The organism is Pseudomonas sp. RC10-4-2 (assembly GCF_050433085.1).
In the GTDB taxonomy this organism is placed as follows: Bacteria; Pseudomonadota; Gammaproteobacteria; order Pseudomonadales; family Pseudomonadaceae; genus Pseudomonas; species Pseudomonas aeruginosa.
Window position 1 is genome coordinate 452,325 of record NZ_JBNPXX010000003.1, and the last position, 18,966, is coordinate 471,290.

Genomic DNA, 18,966 nt, shown 5'->3' on the forward strand with positions numbered 1-18,966 from the left:
TCATAGCTTCCAGATATCCCGGGCGTATTCGCTGATCGTCCGGTCGGCGCTGAACCAGCCGATCCGCGCCACGTTGAGCAACGCCGAGCGCCACCAGCGATCGGGCTCGCGCCAGACTTCCTCGACCCGGCACTGCGCATGCCAGTAGGCCTCGAAGTCGGCGCAGAGCATGAAGCGGTCGTCGTGCACCAGGCCGTCCACCAGCCCTTCGTAGCGGCTGCGGTCGTCGGCCGAGAACAGCCCGCTGCGGATCGCCTCCAGGGCTTCCTCCAGCCGCGGCGAGGCCGCGATCACCCCGCCCATCTCCAGCTCCCCGGCCTGCCGGCGCTGCTCCACCTGCTGGGCGCTGAGGCCGAAGATGAACATGTGTTCCAGGCCGATCCGCTGGCTCATCTCGACGTTGGCGCCGTCCAGGGTGCCGATGGTCAGCGCGCCGTTGAGGGCGAACTTCATGTTGCTGGTCCCGGAGGCCTCGAGCCCGGCGGTGGAAATCTGCTCGGAGAGGTCCGCCGCGGGAATGATCGCCTCGGCCAGGCTGACGTTGTAGTTGGGCAGGAACACCAGCTTGAGCAGGCCGCGCACGGTGGGGTCGTCGTTGATGGTGCGGGCGATGTCGTTGGCCAGCTTGATGATCAGCTTGGCCTGGTGGTAGCTGGCGGCAGCCTTGCCGGCGAAGATCTTCACCCGCGGCACGCGGTCGGCGGTCGGGTCGTTGCGGATCTCCTGGTACAGCGCCACGGTGTGCAGCAGGTTGAGCAACTGCCGCTTGTATTCGTGGATACGCTTGATATGCACATCGAACAGCGCTTCCGGTTCGATCGCCACGCCGAGGCTGTCCAGCACCAGGCGCGCCAGGGCGGTCTTGTTCTGCCGGCGCTGCTCGGCGAAGCGCGCCCGCAGCCTGGCGTCCTCGACGTGCTCCTCGAGGTCCGGCAGGCGCCGTTCCGGGGTGTCCAGCAGGTCGGCGCCGAGGGTCTCCACCAGCAGCTCGGTCAACCCCGGGTTGGCCTGGAACAGCCAGCGGCGGAACGACACGCCGTTGGTCTTGTTGCTGATGCGCTGCGGATAGAGGCGATGCAGGTCATGGAACACGGTTTCGCGCATCAGCTCGGTGTGCAATGCCGATACCCCGTTGATCTGGTGCGAACCGAGGAACGCCAGGTTGCCCATGCGCACCCGTCGGCCGTGGCCCTCCTCGATCAGGCTGACCGAACGCAACAGGTCGAAGTCGTGGATGTCCTGGGCACGCAGCGCGTCTATATGGAAGGCATTGATCAGGTAGATGATCTGCATGTGGCGCGGCAACAGGCGCTCCATCAGCGCCACCGGCCAGGATTCCAGGGCTTCCGGGAGCAGCGTGTGGTTGGTGTAGGACAAGGTCGCCACGCTCAGCGCCCAGGCGTCCGGCCAGGCCAGTTGGTGCACGTCCACCAGTTGCCGCATCAGCTCGGCGACGGCGATCGCCGGGTGGGTGTCGTTGAGCTGGATCGCCACCTGTTCCGGCAGGCTACGCAGGTCGTGATGATGGCGCAGGTGGCGGTCGAGCAGGTCCTGCAGCGAGGCTGAGACGAAGAAGTACTCCTGGCGCAGGCGCAGTTCCTGACCGGCCTCGGTGCTGTCTGCCGGATACAGCACCCGCGAGATGCTCTCCGCCTTGACCACGTCGACCACCGCGCCGATATGGTCGCCGGCGTTGAAACGGTCCAGTTGCAGGTCTTCCTCGGCGCGAGCGCGCCACAGGCGCAGGGTATTGACGCTGGCACGCCGCCAGCCGACGATCGGCGTGTCGTAGGCGATCGCCCGGATCCGCTCGTCCGGCCGCCAGATGGCTCGGCCACTGTGCTCGCTGTCGACCTGCACGCTGCCGCCGAAGTCGATGTAGTAGCTGACCTCGGGTCGTTCGAACTCCCAGGGATTGCCGAAATCCAGCCAGGTCTCGGTCTGCTCCTGCTGCCAGCCGTCGGTCAGCACCTGGCGGAACAGGCCATGCTCGTAGCGGATGCCATAGCCATGCGCGGGAATGTCGAGGCTGGCCATGCTTTCCATGAAGCATGCCGCCAGGCGTCCGAGGCCGCCGTTGCCGAGCGCCGCGTCCGGCTCCAGGGCAACGATCCGCTGCAGGTCGACGCCCAGCTCGGCAAGGGCCTGGCGGGTTTCCTCGAGCAGCCCGAGGTTGCCGAGGTTGTCCAGCAACAGGCGACCGATGAGGAACTCCAGGGACAGGTAGTAGACCCGCTTGCGCGCGGGCGCTTCACCTTGCGGGGTGGCCTCCTCCCAGTGGTCGATGATGTGGTCGCGCACCGCCAGGGCCACCGCTTCGAACCAGTCGTGCGGGCACGCGGTGGATGGGTCGCGGCCGACGCTGTAGCGCAGTTTGGCGAGGATGCTGGCTTTCAGGGTCTGGACCGCACTTGGGGTCTGGTCTTGGCTGTCGGGCATCGCCGGGCTTCCTTCCGGCCCGCCGCTGCAGGCCGGTGCTTGCGGGGTTTTCTCAGGCGCTCTTGCGTACCGGCACGGCGGCCGCCGCGCTTTCCTGGCGCAGGCGGTCGAGCAGGTCGTGGCCGGCCAGGGTCAGGTGGTGGACCACCCATTGCTCCTGGCCGGTCCAGGAATGCTGGACGCTGCCGCAGAGCAGTTGCGCCTGGTTGAGCAACTGCAAGTGGTAGGCCACCGCCTCGCGGCAATGACCGGGTAGCTCGCGTGCTTCCCAGTGCTGGCCGAAGCCAAGGCTTTCCAGATGCTCCAGCAGATCCCTGATCAACCCCCAGTCGCGTTTCATCGGCATGCTCCTTGTCTGCGTCGCGGCCGGCCGTTCCGGCTACCTAGAAGCGGAGTCGCGGCGGCCGCGATGGTTCATTCTTTTTCGCCGGCGGCCCGCCTGTCCGCACGACGGAACCGCCGGGCGCCGGCGTCAGTCGGGAGGAATGCCGTTGCCAACGGTCGGTGTGCGGACTGGCGCGAGAGCTGGAGCGCAGCTTCACTGAGCAGTGACCTTTCCCGTATCCCGGCAGGAGCGCTCCGATGCAGGCTTTCATGGTTCATTTCTCAGACGCCGGACAACCCGGCCGGACCGTGCTCACCACTTTCGCGCCAACCCTCAGCACCAGCGAGGCGCACGTTCGCCTGCAACTCTGCTATCCCCTGCTGTTCCCGCAGCGTCTGAGCGCGGTACGGGTCTACCCCCTGCTGCCGGCGGCGGCACGCGAGTGAACGCGGCCGCCGGGGCGCCTCAGCCGTTGACTACCGTACCGCCGTTGACGTGCAGCACCTGGCCGCTGACGTAGGACGAGTCGTTACAGGCCAGGTAGACGTAGCTGGCGGCCAGCTCTTCCGGCTGGCCGGGCCGGCCCATCGGCGTATCCGCGCCGAAGTGGGCGACCTTCTCGGCGCTGAAGGTGGACGGGATCAGCGGCGTCCAGATCGGGCCCGGGGCCACGGCGTTGACGCGGATGCCGCGGTTGACCAGGTTCATCGACAGCGACCGGGTGAACGAGGTGATCGCGCCCTTGGTCGAGGAATAGTCGATCAGCTGGGGGTTGCCCTTGTAGGCGGTGATCGAGGTGGTGTTGATGATCGCCCCGCCCTTGCCCATCAGCGGCAGGGCCGCCTTGGTCAACTGGAACATGCCGAAGATGTTGGTGCGGAAGGTCTTCTCCCACTGCTCTTCGCTGATGTCCTCCAGGCGCGCCTGCGGATGCTGCTCGCCGGCGTTGTTGACCAGCACGTCGAGGCGCCCCCATTTCTGCCTTAGCGTGTCCACCACCTGGCGGCAGAAGCCGGCGTCGGCGACGTCGCCGGCGAACGCCAGGCACTGGCGGCCGAGCGACTCGATGATCTCGCGGGTCTTCGCCGCGTCTTCGTTCTCATCCAGGTAGACCAGCACCACATCCGCCTTCTCGCGGGCGAAAGCCACCGCCACCGCGCGGCCGATACCACTGTCGCCGCCGGTGACCAGGGCCACCTTACCTTCCAGCTTGGCCGCCGGACGGTAATCGGCGGAAACGAACTCCGGCTTCGGCTGCATCTCGCTTTCGTGGCCGGGACGTTGGTCCTGGTGCTGCGCCGGCAGTGTCTGTCGCTGTTCGCTCATGGTGGTTTCCTCTCTGTCGGACGCCTCAGGCGCGTTCGCCGCGCAAGGCGCGTTGATGGAATTCGGGCAGGCGCCGCAGCGCCCAGCGGGTGGCTTCCCGGCGCATCCGCGCGGGGTCGCCGTGGAAGCGCTCGCGGCGCGAGAACAAGGCGAGGCCGGCGGGCAACCGGAAGGCCCAGGCGAAGCACACGGTACCGGGCGGGATGCCGTCCTTCGCTTCACTGCCGAGCAACCCCGTGACCGCCAGCGCGGCGCTCGCCGGACTGCGTTGCAGGGCCGCCCTGGCCATGGCCTCGGCGACCTCCACGCTGGTCAGGTTGAAACGCTCCAGCCAGTTCGGGTCGAGCCCCAGCAGGGCAAGCTTGGCCGCCGGCGAATAGACGACGAAGCCGCCTTCCATCACCTTGCCGCTGCCGGCCACCGCCGACAGTTCGGCGCTGATCTGCCCGGCAGTACAGGATTCCGCAGTGATCAGGCTGAGGTCGGCGCTACGCAGGTAGGTCACCAGACGAGAGGCCTCGTCCGCGAGTTGCAGGTCGGGCATGGCACGCTCCTCAGGGCGAGATCGGGTCGCTGGCGGGAAAGGTCTCCTTCAACGCGTCGTCCAGCTGGCGATCCTCCGCCACCTGGGGCCGGGTAGTGCCGCCACAGGGGCAATCGGCGTCGCGACACGGCTCGCCCTGGGGGTGGCCGCCGGCGCAGGCCGCGCAGCAATAGTGCTGGCCGTCGCGTTCGACGGCATCGGCGCCGGGCTGGCAGGTGCATTTGGGACAGGCACAGGTTTCGCTGTTCATGGGCAATCTCCAGTGGGGTTCACTTGCTGTGTTCCGGCGAGGTCACCGGGCGCAAGCCACGGGGGCCGGTCCAGCCCCAGAGGACCAGGCCGAGCACGGGCAGGAGCAGGATCAGCAGCGACCAGCCGAGCTTGCGACTGGCGGAGCTGTCGCTGCGGAGCACGCTGTTGATGGCCCAGGCATCCACCAGGAGCAACAGGACCAGCAGCGCGAGGATCAGGTAGGCGGTATCCATCGGGGGCCTCCTCGGCATCTCGTTGCACGGTGGAGGCCCTGTGCGCCGGGGGAGTTCCGCCTTTTTCGCGGACGGTCAGCCGCGCCCGAGCTGGCGCCGCATGGCCGCGCTGATGCGCTGGCGGGTGCCGGCGTAGTCGGCCCAGGGATCGTCGCCGGCGAGTTCGTCGAGGCGCTGCGGCAGACTGCGCAGGTTCCATTGGTTGGCGCCCTGCAGCGAGTCGAGTTCCTCGCGGAACACCGGTACCGACACCGGCAACCCTTCGCGGGCGCGCACCGAGTAGGCGGCCACGGTGCTGGCGCCGCGGCTGTTGCGCAGGTAGTCGACGAAGATCTTGCCGACCCGGTTGCGCGGCCCGGAAACCGCCGAGAAACGCTCCGGCATCAGGCGCGCCAAGTGCTGGGAGATGGCCTGGGCGAAATCCTTGACCTCGTCCCAGCCATGCCGGCGCTCCAGCGGCACCAGCAGGTGCATGCCCTTGCCGCCGCTGGTCTTGAGGAAGGCGCGCAGGCCCAGCTCGTCGAGCAACGTCAGGCTCAGCTGGGTCGCTTCGAGCATGCGCTTCCACGGCAGCGCCGGGTCCGGGTCGAGGTCGAGGACGAAACGGTCGGGCCGCTCCAGGTTGGCCAGGCTGGCGTTCCAGGTATGGAATTCGATGCTGCCCATCTGCACCGCGCCGACCAGCGCCTCGGCGCTGCGGATCTGCAACAGCGGCGGATGACCGGGATCGAGCGCCGGGTCGAGCTGGACGATGCCGGGGATCTTCAGGCGCGCCGCGTGCTTCTGGAAGAACAGTTCGCCGCCGATTCCGTCGGGGCCGCGCACCAGCGACACCGGGCGCTCGCGCAGGTCGCGCAGGAGCAGGTCGGCGTAGCGCGCATGGAACTCGGCGAGTTCCAGCTTGCTGGCCTGGATCGACGGGTCGATCAGCCGCTGCGGATGGCTGATGCGCACGCCGGCGGTGGCCGCCCGCGACGCACCGGCGCCGGCCTTGCGCGCGCCGCGCAGCGGCGGCGGGCCGGCGGGACGCTCGCCGGTCACCTCACGCGCCGGCTTGTCTTCGCGCAAGCCGTGGAACACTGCCTGGCGGATGATCCCGCCACGGGTCATCTGCGCATAGGAAACCTCGCACAGCTGTTGCGGGCGCACCCACTGCACCGACCCGGTCTCGCGCGCCGGCGGCACCTTCGCCAATGGGCTGGAACGGACCGCGAGGGGTTCCAGGCGCTCACGGACCTTCTTCAGGCTGGCCGCGGTGAAGCCGCTGCCGACCTTGCCGGCATAGCGCAGCCGGCGCTCCTCGTCAGGGCTGTAGAGGCCGAGCAGCAAGGCGCCGATATGCCGGCGAGAGCCCTTCGGCTCGGTATAGCCGACGATCACGAACTCCTGGCGCAACTGGCACTTCAGCTTGATCCAGTCGTTGCTGCGGCGCGAACGGTAGGCGCTGCCCAGACGCTTGCCGATCACGCCTTCGAGACCGAGCTTGCAGGCGCTGGCCAGCAGGTCGCGGGGGTCTTCCGCGAGCGTCGCGGAGAACCGCAGCGGGTCTTCGTCTCGCCCTTCCAGCAGCGCCTCCAGGCGCGCGCGGCGCTCCTCCAGGGCGACATCGCGCAGATCCTCGCCTTCGTGGTACGGCAGGTCGAAGAGGACGTACAGGATGTTCTCGCCGCGACCTTCCTCGAAGGCGTTCTGCAGGGCCTGGAAGTCCGGTCGACCCTCCTCGTCGAGGACGACCAGTTCGCCGTCCAGCCAACTGCGCTGCAGACCGAGCCCGGCCAAGGCCTTCTCCAGGTGTGGCAGGCGTTCGGTCCAGTCATGGCCGTTGCGGGTCAGCAGGCGCACGTGGCCGTCTTCGATGCGGCTCATCAGCCGATAGCCGTCCAGCTTGAGTTCGTAGGCCCACTCCCCTCGCGGAGGCTGCTCGACCAGGCTGGCCAGCTCGGGGGCGATCCACTCGGGCATCGGCGTCTTCCCCCCGCTCCTGCCGCGTCGCGCCGGCCTGGCCGCGGGCGTGGCGGCTTCGCCATGGCGGGGCAGCAGCGTACGCTCGCTGAGCACGCTGTCGGGACGCTCCTTCAGCACGTCGAAGCGATCCAGGCTGCGCGCCTCGCCGTCCTTGGCCTTGACCAGGAACCACTGGGGCTGCTTGCCGCGCAGGTTGGTGCGGATCAGGTGCCAACGCCCGGAGAGTTTCTCGCCATCCAGGGCGAAGCTGAGATGGCCCTTTTCCAGGCCCTCGCGCGGATCGTCCAGAGGCGTCCAGGCGCCTCGGTCCCAGACGATGACATCGCCGGCGCCGTAGTGCCCCTGGGGGATGCTGCCTTCGAAATCGGCATAGTCCAGCGGATGGTCCTCAACCTGCACCGCGAGCCGCTTCACCGCCGGGTCGAGGCACGGCCCCTTGGGCACCGCCCAGCTCTTCAGGGTGCCATCCAGCTCCAGGCGGAAGTCGTAGTGCAGGCGGCTGGCGTCGTGCTTCTGGACGCAATAGCGGAGCAGCCCGGTGCTGTCCTTGCGAGGCTTGCGGCCGCTGGGCTCCGGGGTCTGGCGGAAATCGCGCTTGCGGGCGTACTCGGCGAGCGGCTTGCTGCTGGGCATGGTGGGCTCCTCGGTGCTCAGACGCCGGGGCAGACCGGCGCGCTGTGCAGGACCATATCGATGGCTTTCCCCAGTTCCTCCAGGGTCACCGGTTTGAGCAGCACCGGATAGGGTGCCGCCGGGTCGATGCCGACGCGAGCGCTGTCGCTGAGCAGGATCACCCGCATCCGCGGGCGCACCGGCAGGCTGGTTTCGATGAGCATGCTGCCGCTCAGAGGACCTTCGAGCTGCTCGCTGAGCAGGAACAGGTCGATCACCGCGTCCGAGGCCAGGTGGTCGAGGGCTTCGTCGCGACTCGCCGCGCTGAGCACCGCGTAGCCTCGATCGAGGAGGAATTCCTCGATCCGCCAGAGCTGGTCGGCGTGTTCTTCGAGGACCAGGACGATCTTGTTTTCTCCGTTCACCATGGTTCTCCCTGTCGGATTGTCAGGAAGGCTTCGCTGCAAGGTTCGCGCCGTCCGCCCCGCTTGCGCCGGAGCAGCGTGACCACGGCGATTGGGCGCGGACTGATCGCAAAGTGCGATCAGCAGAGTGCCCGGAAGGCGCCTGTTCATCGTGCAGATTGCCCGACCCGCGCGGACCGCTGGTAAGCCCGCCGGCACCAACCACGTCGACCGGGGTCCAGCCTGAGAGACCGCGAGCGAAGGAGCCAGCCATGCGCCCTGCCCCAGAAGACGCCGCAGACGATGCGTTCGACCAGCGCGAGTATCCGATCCCGGAGCGCCTGGAAAGCCAGCGCCGCGCCTGGCGTTTCGAACGGGCGGGCCTGTGGGTCCTGCTCGGGGTGATCCTCCTGGCGCTGACCGGGGTGTTCGCCGGCGGGCCTCTGAGTTCGCGGACGCTGGTCAGCGACAGCGGCAGGCTGACCCTGGCCTACGAGCGTTTCGAACGCAGCGGCGCCGCCAGCCGCCTGCGCATCGATCTGCGCGGCGCGCCGGGCACAGAGGTTGGCGTGCGCCTGGGCGGCGGACTGCTACAGGCGCACAGCATCCAGAGCCTGCAACCGCAACCGCTGCGCAGTCACAGCTGGCGGGGTGGCCTGGAACTGGAGGGAAGGCTCGACGAAGACGGTCGCCTGAGCCTGTTCCTGACGTTGTTGCCGAACCAGCTCGGCGAAGTCGCCAGTCGACTGGAGTTCGCCGGCGAGAGCCTGGCCTTCGACCAGTTCATCTACCCCTGAGTCATCCGTTCCGAGGAGGCGCACGATGGATTCCATACTGCGAGCCGCCGCGCTCTACCTGGTCCTGCTGGTACTCTTCCGCATCGCCGGGCGGCGTTCACTGACCGACATCACCACCTTCGACCTGCTGCTGCTGATGATCATCGGCGAAGCCACCCAGCAGGCGCTGCTGGGCGACGACTTCTCGCTGGTCAACGCGGTACTGGTGATCATCACCCTGATCGTCATCGACGTCGGTCTGTCCCTGCTCAAGCTGCGTCATCCGAAGCTCGACACCCTGATCGAGGGCTCCCCGACGCTCATCGTCGAGTACGGCAGGCCATTGCACGCACGCCTGGCCGAGGCCCGCCTGCGCGAGGAAGACATTCTCCTGGCCGCCCGCGAGACCCAGGGCCTGGAACGCATGGAGCAGATCCGCTTCGCCATCCTCGAGAAGAACGGCAAGATCTCGATCATTCCCGATCGCGGCGACTGACGCTGCGCGCCTGGCGCATCAGCAGCGGCTGGATGCTCAGGCCGTGCACGCAGATGCTCAGGGCGACGAGGCTCAGCACCAGGTCGCTGGCGGTATGCGCTAGCGCCGTAGGCAGCCCCTGGTTCAGCGCGTAGCTGAGGTAGTACAGGCTGCCGATGCCGCGGATGCCGAACCAGCCGAGCAGGCGCCGCTGCGCCGGGTGCATCAGCCGCCGGCCGACCAGCAGCCAGACCATCGCCGGCCGGCACACGCAGAACAGCAGCAGCGCCAGCGGCAGCGCGCGCCAGTCCCAGTGCTGGTAGAGCATGGCGCCGAGCAGGGTCACCAGCAGCACTTCCAGCGAGCGCTCCAGCAGGTTGCCGAAGGAGAGCACGTCGAGCATCACCGCGCCGGCCGCCACCTTCGGGTGTTCGCTGCGGTCGGCGCCGTACTCGATGGCGCCGCTGGCCTGCCCTGCCTCGCGCACGTCGGCGGCGGCCGCCTGCGCCTCGGCCGGTGCCGAGGCGCGCCCCAGCGTCGCCACCTCGGCGTGGCGCAGGCCGATCCCGGCGGCGAAGCTGGCGAGGAAGCCCCAGCCGCCCAGTGCGTCGGCGCCGACATAGGACAGCGCGATCAGCGCCAGGGCGAGGAAGTCGTTGGCCGACACCGAGGTGTCGGTGTGCCGCGCCCGCAGGTGGATGGCCAGGCGGCCGAGACCATGGCCCAGGCAATAGCCCACCAGCAGGCCGAGCGGAATCGCCCAGAGCACGTCGCGCAGCAGCCAGTCCAGGCCGCTGCGGTCGAACTCCCCGGGCAGGCCGCCGCCCTGACCGATCAGCAGCAGGGCGGCGATGACGAAGGGAAAGGCGATGCCGTCGTTGAGTCCCGCCTCGCCGGATACGGCGTAGCGCAGGCGGTCGTCGTCGCCGGCGTGGTTGACCTGGATGTCGCTGGCCAGCACCGGATCGGTGGGCGCGAGGATCGCCGCGACCAGCAAGGCCAGCCCCCAGTCCAGGCCGAACAGGAAATGCGCGCCCAGGGTAAGGCCGAGGATACAGCCGAGCAGGACTGGTCCGGCCAGCAGCCAGGCAGCGGTCCAGGCCGGCGAGCGCAACGGCAGGCGCAGCTTGAGGCCGCCGATGAACAGCGAGATCAGCAACGCCGCCTCGCTGAGGTGTTCGAACCAGCCGCTGATGTCCGCCAGGCCGCTGCGCCAGGCGTGCAGCCCGGCCGGGCCGATGGCCAGGCCGAACAGCAGGTAGATGAACGACGTGCTGACCGGCAGCAGGCGCAGGTAGGCCGAGGCCAGGCCGAGCGTCAGCAGGATGCAGCCCAGTACCAGCAACCACAGGCTGAAACTCATGCCTGGCCAGGCTCCGCCCGCGGGGGCGTTACTTGGATGGGTGCGCCTTGGCCAGCGCGCGGGCCATCTCCAGGTGATGCTTCAGGGCCGGCAGATGGGTCTTGGCGAATGCCTGCAGTTCCGGGTCGGTCAGGTTGTCCGCGGCCTGGGTGAACAGTTCCACGGCTTTTTCGTGAGCCGCCACCTGGTTATTGGCGTAGGCCGGGTCGAAGGAGGCGTCGCGCAGGTCGAGCAGGGTCGCCTTGGCCTTGTCGGTCAGGCTGGCGTCGTCTTCGACCTCCAGTTTCTTGCGCTCGGCCAGGCTGCGCAGTTCGGCGTTGACCTTGCCGTGGTCGTCGATCATCTGCTTGGCGAATACCTTCACATCGGCGGCGGTGCTCTTTTCCAGCGCCATCTTGCCGGCTTCGATTTCCGCTACGCCGGCCGCCGAGGCCTCGCTGACGAAGGTCTGTGGCGCGGTCTTGTTCATGTCCTGGGCGTTGGCGAAAGGCAGGGCCAGGACCAGCAGGAGCCAAGCGGCTCCCTTGAGGGGAAGGCTGATTGCTCTGTTCATGGTCGACTCCGTTGGCGTGACAGGGAAAAAATGCCGGGACTTCGGCACAACGCACCTCGGCATCGTCGCTGCTGTGACGGCGCCGCCGGCCGACCGTTCAGATTTTTCGCCGACCGTGCCAGGCCGGGCGCCCTCCCCGGTCACCCCTGGCGGCTCGCCAGCGCCTCGATCCGCGCCCGGCTCTTCGGCCGGCGTACGGACAGCGGCGGTTCGACCCGCATCGGCGGCGCGATCGCGTTGCCCTGGAGATAGACGTCCCCGGTCGGCAGCCGGGCGAACGCATCGTCCTCCTCGAGACCTTCCAGGACCACGCAGGGCGCCAGTTCGCGGCACAGGGCCAGCAGATGGCGCAGCACTTCGACGCCCTTCGCCGAGCGACGTGCTTCGCGGGTATACCGGCAATCGATCTTGATCACATCGGGACGGGCATCGAGAACGAAGTCCAGGTTGTTGTGCGCCGCGCCGAAGTCGTCTATCGCGATGCGCACGCCATGTTCGCGCAGGCGTCGGATGAACTCCCGGGTCGCGACTCTCTCGCCCACGGCGGTCTCGGTCAGCTCCAGCGTCAGCCTCCGTGCCACCTGCGGACGGGCGGCCAGCCATCGGCAGACCGCTTCCCACCAGGCATCCATCGCCGCGCTCTGGCGCGACAGGTTGCAGGCCAGGCGCAAGGTAGGCTCGGCGTTCAGCCGGTCGAGGACCGTGCCCAGCACGCAGCGATCGAGCAGGCGTATCAGGCCGAGCCGCTCCAGCGCCAGGATCAGTTCCTGGGTCGGCAACGGCGGCTCGCCGCTGGCGGCCGTGACCCTGAGCAGGGTTTCCCGGTAGAGCGGCTCCCATTCCGGATGCCCGGCATGCCGTACGGCCTGCCAGTCCAGGCGCACCCGACCGCGCGCCAGGGCGGCCTGGAAACGCCGGGCGAGGCGCAGGTCGCCGGCCAGGGAGGCGGCAACGGCCGGTGGGTGCTCGTGCTGGCGAGCCTGTGGGGAACTGTTCACTGTAGAGCTTTCCTTTCCTGGCGGCTGACGCCGTTGTCGTCGATCCAGTCGAACGCCACCTCGCCGCGCGTCCCGCCGTCCACCCGCCGCGGCAGGCCGAGGCGTCGTTGCGAGCGCGGAGCCAGCAGCGTTCCGGGCAGATCCAGGCGCGTCTCCCCTATCTCCAGCGCCAGCCCCGCCAGGGACACGAAGTACGGCGTCGGGTTGTCCACCCGCAGGGTCTCGTCGCGCAGCGCGAAGCCCAGTTCGGCGGCCGCGTCCTCGGCGTGCGGATGCAGGCCGTGCGGGCGGTACAGCACCTTCATCTGGGTTCGCAGGGTGACCGTGAGCCGGGGCCGGCCAGCGGCCTCGGCGGTGGCTTGCGGGGGGATCTCGTAGATGTTCAGCCAGTACAGCGATTCGCGATCCCGTGCCTGAGCCTGGCCGGTAGCCAGCAGGCGCAGGCTGCGCTGGCGTCCCGGCTCCAGGCGGAATACGGGCGGCAGCGGCAGGAACGGAGCCAGCGCGGTATCCGGTTCGCCGTCGAGGGCACCGTCATCGACCCACGCCTGCACCAGCACCGGGTAGGGATTCTGGTTGACCAGCAGCAACGAGGCCTCGCGCTGGCCCTCCACGAACACCAGGCGGGTGCGCTCCGCGGTCACTCCGGCCTCGCTCGTCGGCGCGAGGCAAAGCATGGCCAGCAGCGCGAGCGCGCGCCTACTGGACACGGATAACCACCTGCGCCGTGGCCTCGACTCGCCCCGCCGTGACGCCGGGCTGGCTGCCGAGCGCGAGTTTCTCCAGGCGCGCGCGGAAGGTTTCGCGGTACAGGTCGATGCCGCCGCTACCGCCGTTGGCCTGGGTCGCGCCACCGATGGCGGGGTACCAGCCGGTGGCCTCGGCGTTGCTGCCGCCGGCGGAGTTCTCGTTGGCCAGGAGCGTCATCGGCGTGCCGTCGCGGTAGATGCGGATGCCGACCCCACGGGCAATGCCCGGCTCCCCGTAACGGTCGGAGAGCAGGTAGGACAGTCCGCCACTGGCGTTGACCAGGCCCAGCGCCGGGCTGGCCGCCAGGGCCCCGCTGGACACGCGGATGCCCAGCGCCGTGGCGCCGGCCCCGGTGCCGTTGGTCATGCCGCTCTGGCACTTGAAGGTGAGTTCGAAGGGCGCCTCGCGCACGCCGCCGCTATCGATCTCTGCCAGGGTGATGGACGGGAACTGCACGTGCGGGGTGACCGTCATCACCGCGCAAGTGGGATAGCGTTTCAGGGTCACGTAGCGGTACAGCCCGATGGCACCCGGCCAGTTGCTGTACCAGCCGCCCCAGTTGCCGCCCACGTGCGCCTGGCCGACGGTCGGCGCGGTCAGGCCCGGCCCCTTGATGGCGATGTAGGCCGCCGGCTGGGTGTAGGAATAGGGCTGCGAGAGGATCGTCGGCGAGTAGTAGCGGATCGCCTCCAGCGGCGCGCTGTACAGCTCGGCGCGTACCGCTGCGAGGTTCTTCGCCTTGACCAGCTGGAAGCCGCGCGAGTCGATGTCCAGCCCGGAGAGCTGGCGCTCCTTCCAGATCGGCGTGATGCTTTCCCCCGTCTCGACGTTGGTCAGGCGCAGCAGCACGTTGGGCCAGGCGGTCCGGTAGGCATCCTGCAGGCCGATGTCGTTGCCCACCGTGTCGGCGCCGGTGTAGTAGCCGCTATAGAGATCGTCGCCGTTGGTAGAAAACATCTCGTAGACGGCGTCCCCGGCGCTACAGCGGAAGAACACCCGTTCGGGGTCGTAGCCGCCGGTGGCGCCGTACTGGGTCAGCGGCGCCACCGCGCTGGCGATGAGCGTCGGATAGGGCTGGAAACTCTCGTCGCTGACGTTGACCACGCTGGGCAGGCCGAGCGAGCCATTGCAGGTGTCGCAGGCGCCGGTCCAGCTGCCGGCGGTACCTTCGCCTGGGCGGATCTGGGTGTTCGAGGTGGTCGTCTCGCTGCCTACCGAGGTGACCCGGTAGCAAGTCGCCTGGCCACTGGCGGGAAGCCCCAGCAACACGCCGAGGGCCAGCGCGGGCAGCAGGGGAAGCGTGCGGTTCATCTGGCGTTCTCCAGGTTGGAGTCGGTGGTGGCTGCCCGGCAGGTGCCGCGCAGGCGGATCAGCGCCTGGTCGCGAGACACACCGGCCAGGTCGTAGGGCAACTCGCAACGCTCCTTGCGCGCCGTTCCCCATTGCACCAGCAACCTGCCCCGCTGGTTTTCCGCGCGCGCATAGACCTGGCCGCCCTGCCCGACCATGCCGATGGCCGCCCCGCCGTCGTCGACCACCACGGCGCCGAGCGGCAGCACACTGCCGTCCTCGCGCCGTGCCTGGATCAGCAGCGGATGGCCGGTCAGCGTCCTGAACGTCACGCGCACGCTGGCACCGGCGTAGGGCGCGACCTTGCGCTCGGTTTCCAGCAGTTCGGCGTCGGGATCGATGCCAACGGGATCGAGGGAGATCGGGTTGTAGCGATAGGGCGACAGCGAGGGGGCCAGCGCATAGCCGTTGCCGTCGATGCGCGCGCCCTGCCCGCCGCGTATCGCGGCACCGCTGGCGCCCTTGGCCTCGACCAGGGCGAAGGTATCGCCGACGCTGGGGCCAAGGGTCAGCCCGTCGCGGTGGGCGACCAGCGCGCCACGGATGCCGCCACTGTATTGCCGGTAGCGATCGCCCTGGGCATAGCCGGCATTCACGGTGGCCAGCGCCGCCTGCTTCTGCAACGTGCCGTTCCAGGTGGTGTCGGCGACCTCGCTGTCGCGGTTGGCGGACAGCGCGTAGCTCCAGGTACGCTCGTCGCCCAGCGTACCGTTCAGCCCGGTTTGCAGGCTGCCGCCACGGCTGTCGCCGGAGCGCCGGGTAGCCATGGCGCTGAGCGTCGGCGCCCGACTGGAAGAACCCAGCGGCATGGAGACGCTGAGGGTCAGGGTGTCGTTGCGCTGGCCGCTGCGCCGGTCGCGCCGGAGCAGCTCGACGCCAGGGTCCTGGTCGCCCTGCTCCTGGTAGTAGGTGGTGGTCTGCCGCGACCAGGCGAGGTTGTAGCTCAACTGCCCCCAGGTATTGGAGTAGCCGAACTGCAATTGGGTGTCGCGGCTCTTGCCGTCGTAGAAATCGCTCGAGGAGCCGGAAAGATAGAGGTTGCCGTAACCGCCGAGGGCCTGGCTCACCAGCAGGTTGAACTGGTTGCGCTGCTTGTAGCTGCCGGAATCCCAGGTGTCCCCGTGGCGCAGTGCGTCGCGCGAGCCGAGCACGTCGCCGAGTTCGCGGTAGCCTTCGGTGGAATAGCGGTAGCCGGCCAGGGTCAGGGTAGTGCCGGTGGGCTGGAAGGTCCGGCTGTAGTCGAGCCCGATGCGCCAGCCCTGCTTGCGCGCGCCATCCTCGACGCGTGCGCTGGAATAGGTGCTGTTCAGGCCGAAGGCGCCGAAGCGGGTGGCGAGGACGCCGCCGCCCAGCATGGCCAGGTAGTCGTCGGCGACACGCAGTCCCAGGTTGGCGGTCAGGGCGTTGCTCATGCCGCGCTGGTAGGTGAAGTCGGCGAACAGGTCGTCGCCGTCGCCGTACTGGCGCGCCTGGCCCAGGGTGAAGCTGTAGCGCGACATGCCGGGACGCATCGACTCCGGGACCGAGGCGAACGGCACGCTGAAGCTCGATACGCTGCCATCGGCTTCGAACACCTGGACATCCAGATCGCCGGCATAGGCGCTGTCGTAGAGATCGTCGATGACGAACGGACCGGGGGCGACATTCACCTCGCGGATCTTCCTGCCGTTCTGGCTGATCACCACCCGCGCCGCGGTGGCCGCGGTGCCGCGCACCTGCGGCGCATAGCGGCGCAGGGACTCGGGCAGCATGCGGTCGTCGGTGGCCAGGCTCAGGCCGCGGTAGCCGATGCTGCCGAGCAGGTTGCCGGCGGTGTAGCTCTCCCCCGCCGTCAGTTCGCTGCGCCAGGCCGGCAAGGCGCGCTGGGCATAGGTGCGGATGCTGTTCCACTTGCGCCTGGCCTGCCCATTGTAGCGGGAATAGGTGTAGTTGGACTGGTGGCGCAAACGCCACAGGCCGAGGTTGATGCCGCTGTTCAGGCCGACATAGGCGTAGTCCGATCGTCCCGATTCGCCGCCGCGGTATTCGGAGCGATAGAGGTTGGTGTCGTAGTTGACGAAGCCCATGCTGTCGCCGGCGTCCCACTCCTCGGGGCTGACGTAGCCGCGCGGCTTGAGGTCGAGCAAGGCTTGCGGCACCGAGAGATCCAGGCGCAGGCGGGCGACGTCCAGGCTGAACCGCGAGCCGGGCAGGCGTGCATCGAGAAAGGCGCAGTGGCGCCCGTCGCCGCTCTTGCGCGGATCGTCACCAGGCTTGGCGCCGAGGCGCTGGCGCAGGAAGTCTTCGTCGAGGCAGGGCTCCACCGCGCCGCTGGCGGGGTTGGCGCGGAAACTCACTTCGCTGCGGCTGGCGAAGCGCTCGTTGAGGTAGACATCGACGTGATAGCGACCCGGATCGATCCGACCGTCCTGGTTGAAGCGCGACAGGTCGCCGCCGCCCAGGGAAGAGCCGAGCAACAGGCGATCATCGAATTCGTAGCCGGGCTGGGCATGACCGAAGGCGCTCGCCGCCAGCGCCATGCCGCCCGCCATCAGGGCCGTGCCGGTGCGGCAGCGGCGTTCATGGCGATAGGTCATGACGGATATCCATATGGGCACCGTAGTCGTTGATCAGCAGCGCGTGCAGGCGCACGCGTCCCGGCGGCAGGGCTTCTCGGGTTTCGGCCTGCCATTCGGCATGGCTGCGCGGCTCCAGCATGCCGCTGCGCAAGCGCCAGCGGCGCTGGCCGACGCTGAGCGTGGCGCTGGCGAACGAGGCGTAGTAGCCGCTCGGGTTGTCCACCCGCACCGCCCAGCCGGCGCTGCGCCGGACCAGTGCGAAACGCAGTTGCCCGGGCAGGTCCTCGGGACGGCCCTGGATGCCCGCCGGGCGGTAGAACAGCTTCAGGCGATTGCGCAGCATCAGCAGCATCTGGTTCCGATCCGCATGGCTGCTGTTGCGTGGCGGGATCTGCAGGACGTTGAGATGGAACAGCGATTCGCGATCGCCCGGCAGGCCCTGCCCGGTGTAGACGATGCGCAGCGTCTGGCCGCTGTCCGGGGCCATGCGGAATACCGCCGGGTTGACCAGGAACGGCGCGTCCGCCTGGTCCGGCGGCACGTCCGGGGCGTCGATGTCGACCCAGGCCTGGACGACGTTGGGAAACGCATCGCGATTGCTCAGTTGCACGGTCTTCTCCCGTGCCTCGCCGGGATAGATCACCCGGGTCCCGGTCACCACCACGCTTGCCCGCGCCTGGGCGATGCTCGCCAGCAGGACGAGCAGAAGCGCCGATGTCCTGCCGGATCGGTACGAATGTCTGGGCATGCGGCTTACCTGGCCGGGCACGGTCCAGCGACCGGGCCCGGCTTTAGTGCTGGGAAAAGGAAGGGGCGGCGCATGCGCCGCCGGCATTCACTCGTAACGCAGCGTGTAGGTCACGGCGCCGAGTACCGGACCGGGCGTCACGGTCGCCGCTTCGGAGACGTACTGCACCGCGTAGTCGTAGCTGGTGCTGGTGGCTCCGTTGGCGAGCACGATGTCGCCGGCGGGCACCGCCGCGCCGCCGCCCAGGTCGACCGGGTTGCCGCCGACGCTATCGAGCAATTGCAGCGCCACGCCCGTCGCGCCGCTGGCGGCGGTGTTCACCAGGTTCCCGGCGGCGCTGGGGTTGGTGGCCTGGAACAGGGTGGTGAAATGCTCGTCGGCCGTCGGCGCGACGCAATCGGTGAGTTGCAGGGTGAAGGCGGTTTCGCCGGCGCTGCGGCCCACTGCGCCATCGAGGGCGCTCACCGGTACGCTGTCGAGGATCACCGTGGGGTCGGTGAAGCCGTTGACCGCGACCTGGCAGGTCTGGTCGGTCACTTCGCCGCTGAATGTGATAGTGTTTGCCGCCATCGCGGTTCCCGAAGCGGCAATTGCCGCAAAGGCCAATACCACTGCGCATGGGTTCGAAGTTCTGGTCATGCCTATGTTCCTTGTGTGAGGCAATAATCGTCCACCCGCCTTTTATTTCGGCCGGGAACGCGGTAAAGACTCGAACGAGTTCAAATCGATAATCAGTGGTGCGAACCACCGATATAAGTATCCCGTGCACAGGCGTCGAGGTGAACGCCGAACGGCGGACTTATAAATCCGTTCGAGTGCCCGCCATTCGGGGAATTGCCTCGTTTCGCAGGGTACCGCCGCCTCTTCGCGCTATCCGTCGACATTGCAACGCTTGTATTTCCGACTATGGAACTCTGGCATCCGGCCTCTCTTGCTTGTCTTCGCCAGTTTGGACTTATAATAAAAACCGTCATCCGTGTAATGCATGGATGGTGCCATGCAGTTAACTTCCAAGTTGGAAGTATGCACTTCCCTGTTATTCAACGAATAATTACCTTCGACTTTTCCCGGGCAATTTTCATGTTCACCCGCAGGCGCTTCTCCTTGCGCAGCAAGCTTTTTCCGCCGCCGCTCAGAAGTCCGGTGCGCAGACGAGTGCCAACGGCGGCGTGCGCACTCTCGTTGCAAGTGGGCGCTGCGCCGATGCTGTTCGGAGAATCCGTCTTGCGACAAGTCAACAACTCGAACCACGGCTTCGCCTAGCATTGAAAAAGTTCCTGCACGACAGTTGTCGG

At 68.2% G+C, this 18,966-nt stretch carries 18 protein-coding genes and 1 pseudogene; 3 read left to right on the forward strand and 16 right to left on the reverse strand.

Annotation, left to right across the window (positions count from 1 at the left end; all coding sequences use genetic code 11):
* Complete coding sequence (locus FHW81_RS17580) at positions 1-2,439, reverse strand: glycogen/starch/alpha-glucan phosphorylase (RefSeq protein WP_003100816.1); 2,439 nt, start codon at positions 2,437-2,439, stop codon at positions 1-3.
* Between the two features lie 52 nt (positions 2,440-2,491).
* Positions 2,492-2,779 (reverse strand): DUF2513 domain-containing protein, encoded by a 288-nt coding sequence (locus tag FHW81_RS17585; protein WP_003100808.1) that lies wholly within the window; start codon positions 2,777-2,779, stop codon positions 2,492-2,494.
* Positions 2,780-3,021: 242 nt separating this feature from the next.
* Here FHW81_RS17585 and FHW81_RS17590 point away from each other — a divergent pair, with 242 nt between their 5' ends.
* Positions 3,022-3,210 carry a hypothetical protein gene (locus tag FHW81_RS17590; RefSeq protein ID WP_003088902.1) on the forward strand — a complete coding sequence of 63 codons (189 nt, stop codon included), beginning with the start codon at positions 3,022-3,024 and terminating at the stop codon, positions 3,208-3,210.
* Between the two features lie 19 nt (positions 3,211-3,229).
* Here the strand turns inward: FHW81_RS17590 and FHW81_RS17595 are convergent, their stop codons facing one another.
* The 6 genes and pseudogenes from FHW81_RS17595 to FHW81_RS17620 form a co-directional block, all read right to left on the reverse strand.
* A complete protein-coding gene (locus FHW81_RS17595; protein WP_003100806.1) occupies positions 3,230-4,090 on the reverse strand; it encodes an SDR family oxidoreductase in 861 nt (286 codons plus the stop codon).
* Positions 4,087-4,634: pseudogene (locus FHW81_RS17600) on the reverse strand (CinA family protein). The gene FHW81_RS17595 and the pseudogene FHW81_RS17600 overlap by 4 nt, the downstream one beginning before the upstream one ends.
* A 10-nt stretch (positions 4,635-4,644) precedes the next feature.
* Positions 4,645-4,884, reverse strand: coding sequence for a metallothionein (locus FHW81_RS17605; RefSeq protein WP_003120196.1), 240 nt, complete (start codon positions 4,882-4,884; stop codon positions 4,645-4,647).
* 19 nt (positions 4,885-4,903) lie between these two features.
* Positions 4,904-5,119 (reverse strand): PLDc N-terminal domain-containing protein, encoded by a 216-nt coding sequence (locus FHW81_RS17610; protein WP_003088893.1) that lies wholly within the window; start codon positions 5,117-5,119, stop codon positions 4,904-4,906.
* A gap of 75 nt (positions 5,120-5,194) precedes the next feature.
* The gene (gene ligD / locus FHW81_RS17615) at positions 5,195-7,717 is read right to left on the reverse strand and encodes a DNA ligase D (RefSeq protein ID WP_023087998.1); all 2,523 of its coding nucleotides are present in this window, start codon (positions 7,715-7,717) and stop codon (positions 5,195-5,197) included.
* Between the two features lie 17 nt (positions 7,718-7,734).
* Positions 7,735-8,124, reverse strand: coding sequence for a response regulator (locus tag FHW81_RS17620; protein WP_003102170.1), 390 nt, complete (start codon positions 8,122-8,124; stop codon positions 7,735-7,737).
* Positions 8,125-8,372: 248 nt separating this feature from the next.
* Here FHW81_RS17620 and FHW81_RS17625 point away from each other — a divergent pair, with 248 nt between their 5' ends.
* Positions 8,373-8,897, forward strand: coding sequence for a hypothetical protein (locus FHW81_RS17625; protein WP_003088874.1), 525 nt, complete (start codon positions 8,373-8,375; stop codon positions 8,895-8,897).
* A gap of 25 nt (positions 8,898-8,922) precedes the next feature.
* Complete coding sequence (locus FHW81_RS17630; protein ID WP_003102168.1) at positions 8,923-9,372, forward strand: DUF421 domain-containing protein; 450 nt, start codon at positions 8,923-8,925, stop codon at positions 9,370-9,372.
* On the opposite strand, the gene FHW81_RS17635 is transcribed toward FHW81_RS17630, so the two are convergent.
* The 8 genes from FHW81_RS17635 to FHW81_RS17670 all read right to left on the reverse strand — a co-directional run bounded on the left by FHW81_RS17635 (position 9,350) and on the right by FHW81_RS17670 (position 18,310).
* Positions 9,350-10,714: a cation:proton antiporter gene (locus tag FHW81_RS17635; protein ID WP_003142470.1), complete on the reverse strand. Its 1,365-nt coding sequence runs from the start codon at positions 10,712-10,714 to the stop codon at positions 9,350-9,352. The two genes, FHW81_RS17630 and FHW81_RS17635, sit on opposite strands and share 23 nt — an antisense overlap.
* 28 nt (positions 10,715-10,742) lie before the next feature.
* The gene (locus tag FHW81_RS17640; protein ID WP_003088871.1) at positions 10,743-11,267 is read right to left on the reverse strand and encodes a DUF4142 domain-containing protein; all 525 of its coding nucleotides are present in this window, start codon (positions 11,265-11,267) and stop codon (positions 10,743-10,745) included.
* A 140-nt stretch (positions 11,268-11,407) separates the two neighbouring features.
* Positions 11,408-12,265 carry an EAL domain-containing protein gene (locus FHW81_RS17645; RefSeq protein WP_023464702.1) on the reverse strand — a complete coding sequence of 286 codons (858 nt, stop codon included), beginning with the start codon at positions 12,263-12,265 and terminating at the stop codon, positions 11,408-11,410.
* Positions 12,262-12,975 (reverse strand): fimbrial biogenesis chaperone, encoded by a 714-nt coding sequence (locus FHW81_RS17650; RefSeq protein WP_003113635.1) that lies wholly within the window; start codon positions 12,973-12,975, stop codon positions 12,262-12,264. The genes FHW81_RS17645 and FHW81_RS17650 overlap by 4 nt, the downstream gene beginning before the upstream one ends.
* Positions 12,965-14,326 (reverse strand): fimbrial protein, encoded by a 1,362-nt coding sequence (locus tag FHW81_RS17655; protein ID WP_003122783.1) that lies wholly within the window; start codon positions 14,324-14,326, stop codon positions 12,965-12,967. Before FHW81_RS17655 ends, FHW81_RS17650 begins: the two co-directional genes overlap by 11 nt.
* The gene (locus tag FHW81_RS17660; protein WP_023110072.1) at positions 14,323-16,941 is read right to left on the reverse strand and encodes a fimbria/pilus outer membrane usher protein; all 2,619 of its coding nucleotides are present in this window, start codon (positions 16,939-16,941) and stop codon (positions 14,323-14,325) included. The genes FHW81_RS17655 and FHW81_RS17660 overlap by 4 nt, the downstream gene beginning before the upstream one ends.
* A complete protein-coding gene (locus FHW81_RS17665) occupies positions 16,925-17,671 on the reverse strand; it encodes a fimbrial biogenesis chaperone (protein ID WP_015648745.1) in 747 nt (248 codons plus the stop codon). The genes FHW81_RS17660 and FHW81_RS17665 overlap by 17 nt, the downstream gene beginning before the upstream one ends.
* Positions 17,672-17,758: 87 nt before the next feature.
* On the reverse strand, positions 17,759-18,310 hold the full coding sequence (locus FHW81_RS17670) for a fimbrial protein (protein ID WP_033944139.1): 552 nt from the start codon (positions 18,308-18,310) through the stop codon (positions 17,759-17,761).
* Positions 18,311-18,966: the final 656 nt, after the last annotated feature.

Coding starts and splice junctions, on each gene's coding strand:
- FHW81_RS17580 (WP_003100816.1), bottom strand. CDS start 2,439: ATGCCCGACAGCCAAGACCAGACCCCAAGTGCGGTCCAGACCCTGAAA.
- FHW81_RS17585 (WP_003100808.1), bottom strand. CDS start 2,779: ATGAAACGCGACTGGGGGTTGATCAGGGATCTGCTGGAGCATCTGGAA.
- FHW81_RS17590 (WP_003088902.1), top strand. CDS start 3,022: ATGCAGGCTTTCATGGTTCATTTCTCAGACGCCGGACAACCCGGCCGG.
- FHW81_RS17595 (WP_003100806.1), bottom strand. CDS start 4,090: ATGAGCGAACAGCGACAGACACTGCCGGCGCAGCACCAGGACCAACGT.
- FHW81_RS17605 (WP_003120196.1), bottom strand. CDS start 4,884: ATGAACAGCGAAACCTGTGCCTGTCCCAAATGCACCTGCCAGCCCGGC.
- FHW81_RS17610 (WP_003088893.1), bottom strand. CDS start 5,119: ATGGATACCGCCTACCTGATCCTCGCGCTGCTGGTCCTGTTGCTCCTG.
- ligD (WP_023087998.1), bottom strand. CDS start 7,717: ATGCCCAGCAGCAAGCCGCTCGCCGAGTACGCCCGCAAGCGCGATTTC.
- FHW81_RS17620 (WP_003102170.1), bottom strand. CDS start 8,124: ATGGTGAACGGAGAAAACAAGATCGTCCTGGTCCTCGAAGAACACGCC.
- FHW81_RS17625 (WP_003088874.1), top strand. CDS start 8,373: ATGCGCCCTGCCCCAGAAGACGCCGCAGACGATGCGTTCGACCAGCGC.
- FHW81_RS17630 (WP_003102168.1), top strand. CDS start 8,923: ATGGATTCCATACTGCGAGCCGCCGCGCTCTACCTGGTCCTGCTGGTA.
- FHW81_RS17635 (WP_003142470.1), bottom strand. CDS start 10,714: ATGAGTTTCAGCCTGTGGTTGCTGGTACTGGGCTGCATCCTGCTGACG.
- FHW81_RS17640 (WP_003088871.1), bottom strand. CDS start 11,267: ATGAACAGAGCAATCAGCCTTCCCCTCAAGGGAGCCGCTTGGCTCCTG.
- FHW81_RS17655 (WP_003122783.1), bottom strand. CDS start 14,326: ATGAACCGCACGCTTCCCCTGCTGCCCGCGCTGGCCCTCGGCGTGTTG.
- FHW81_RS17660 (WP_023110072.1), bottom strand. CDS start 16,941: ATGACCTATCGCCATGAACGCCGCTGCCGCACCGGCACGGCCCTGATG.
- FHW81_RS17665 (WP_015648745.1), bottom strand. CDS start 17,671: ATGCCCAGACATTCGTACCGATCCGGCAGGACATCGGCGCTTCTGCTC.
- FHW81_RS17670 (WP_033944139.1), bottom strand. CDS start 18,310: ATGACCAGAACTTCGAACCCATGCGCAGTGGTATTGGCCTTTGCGGCA.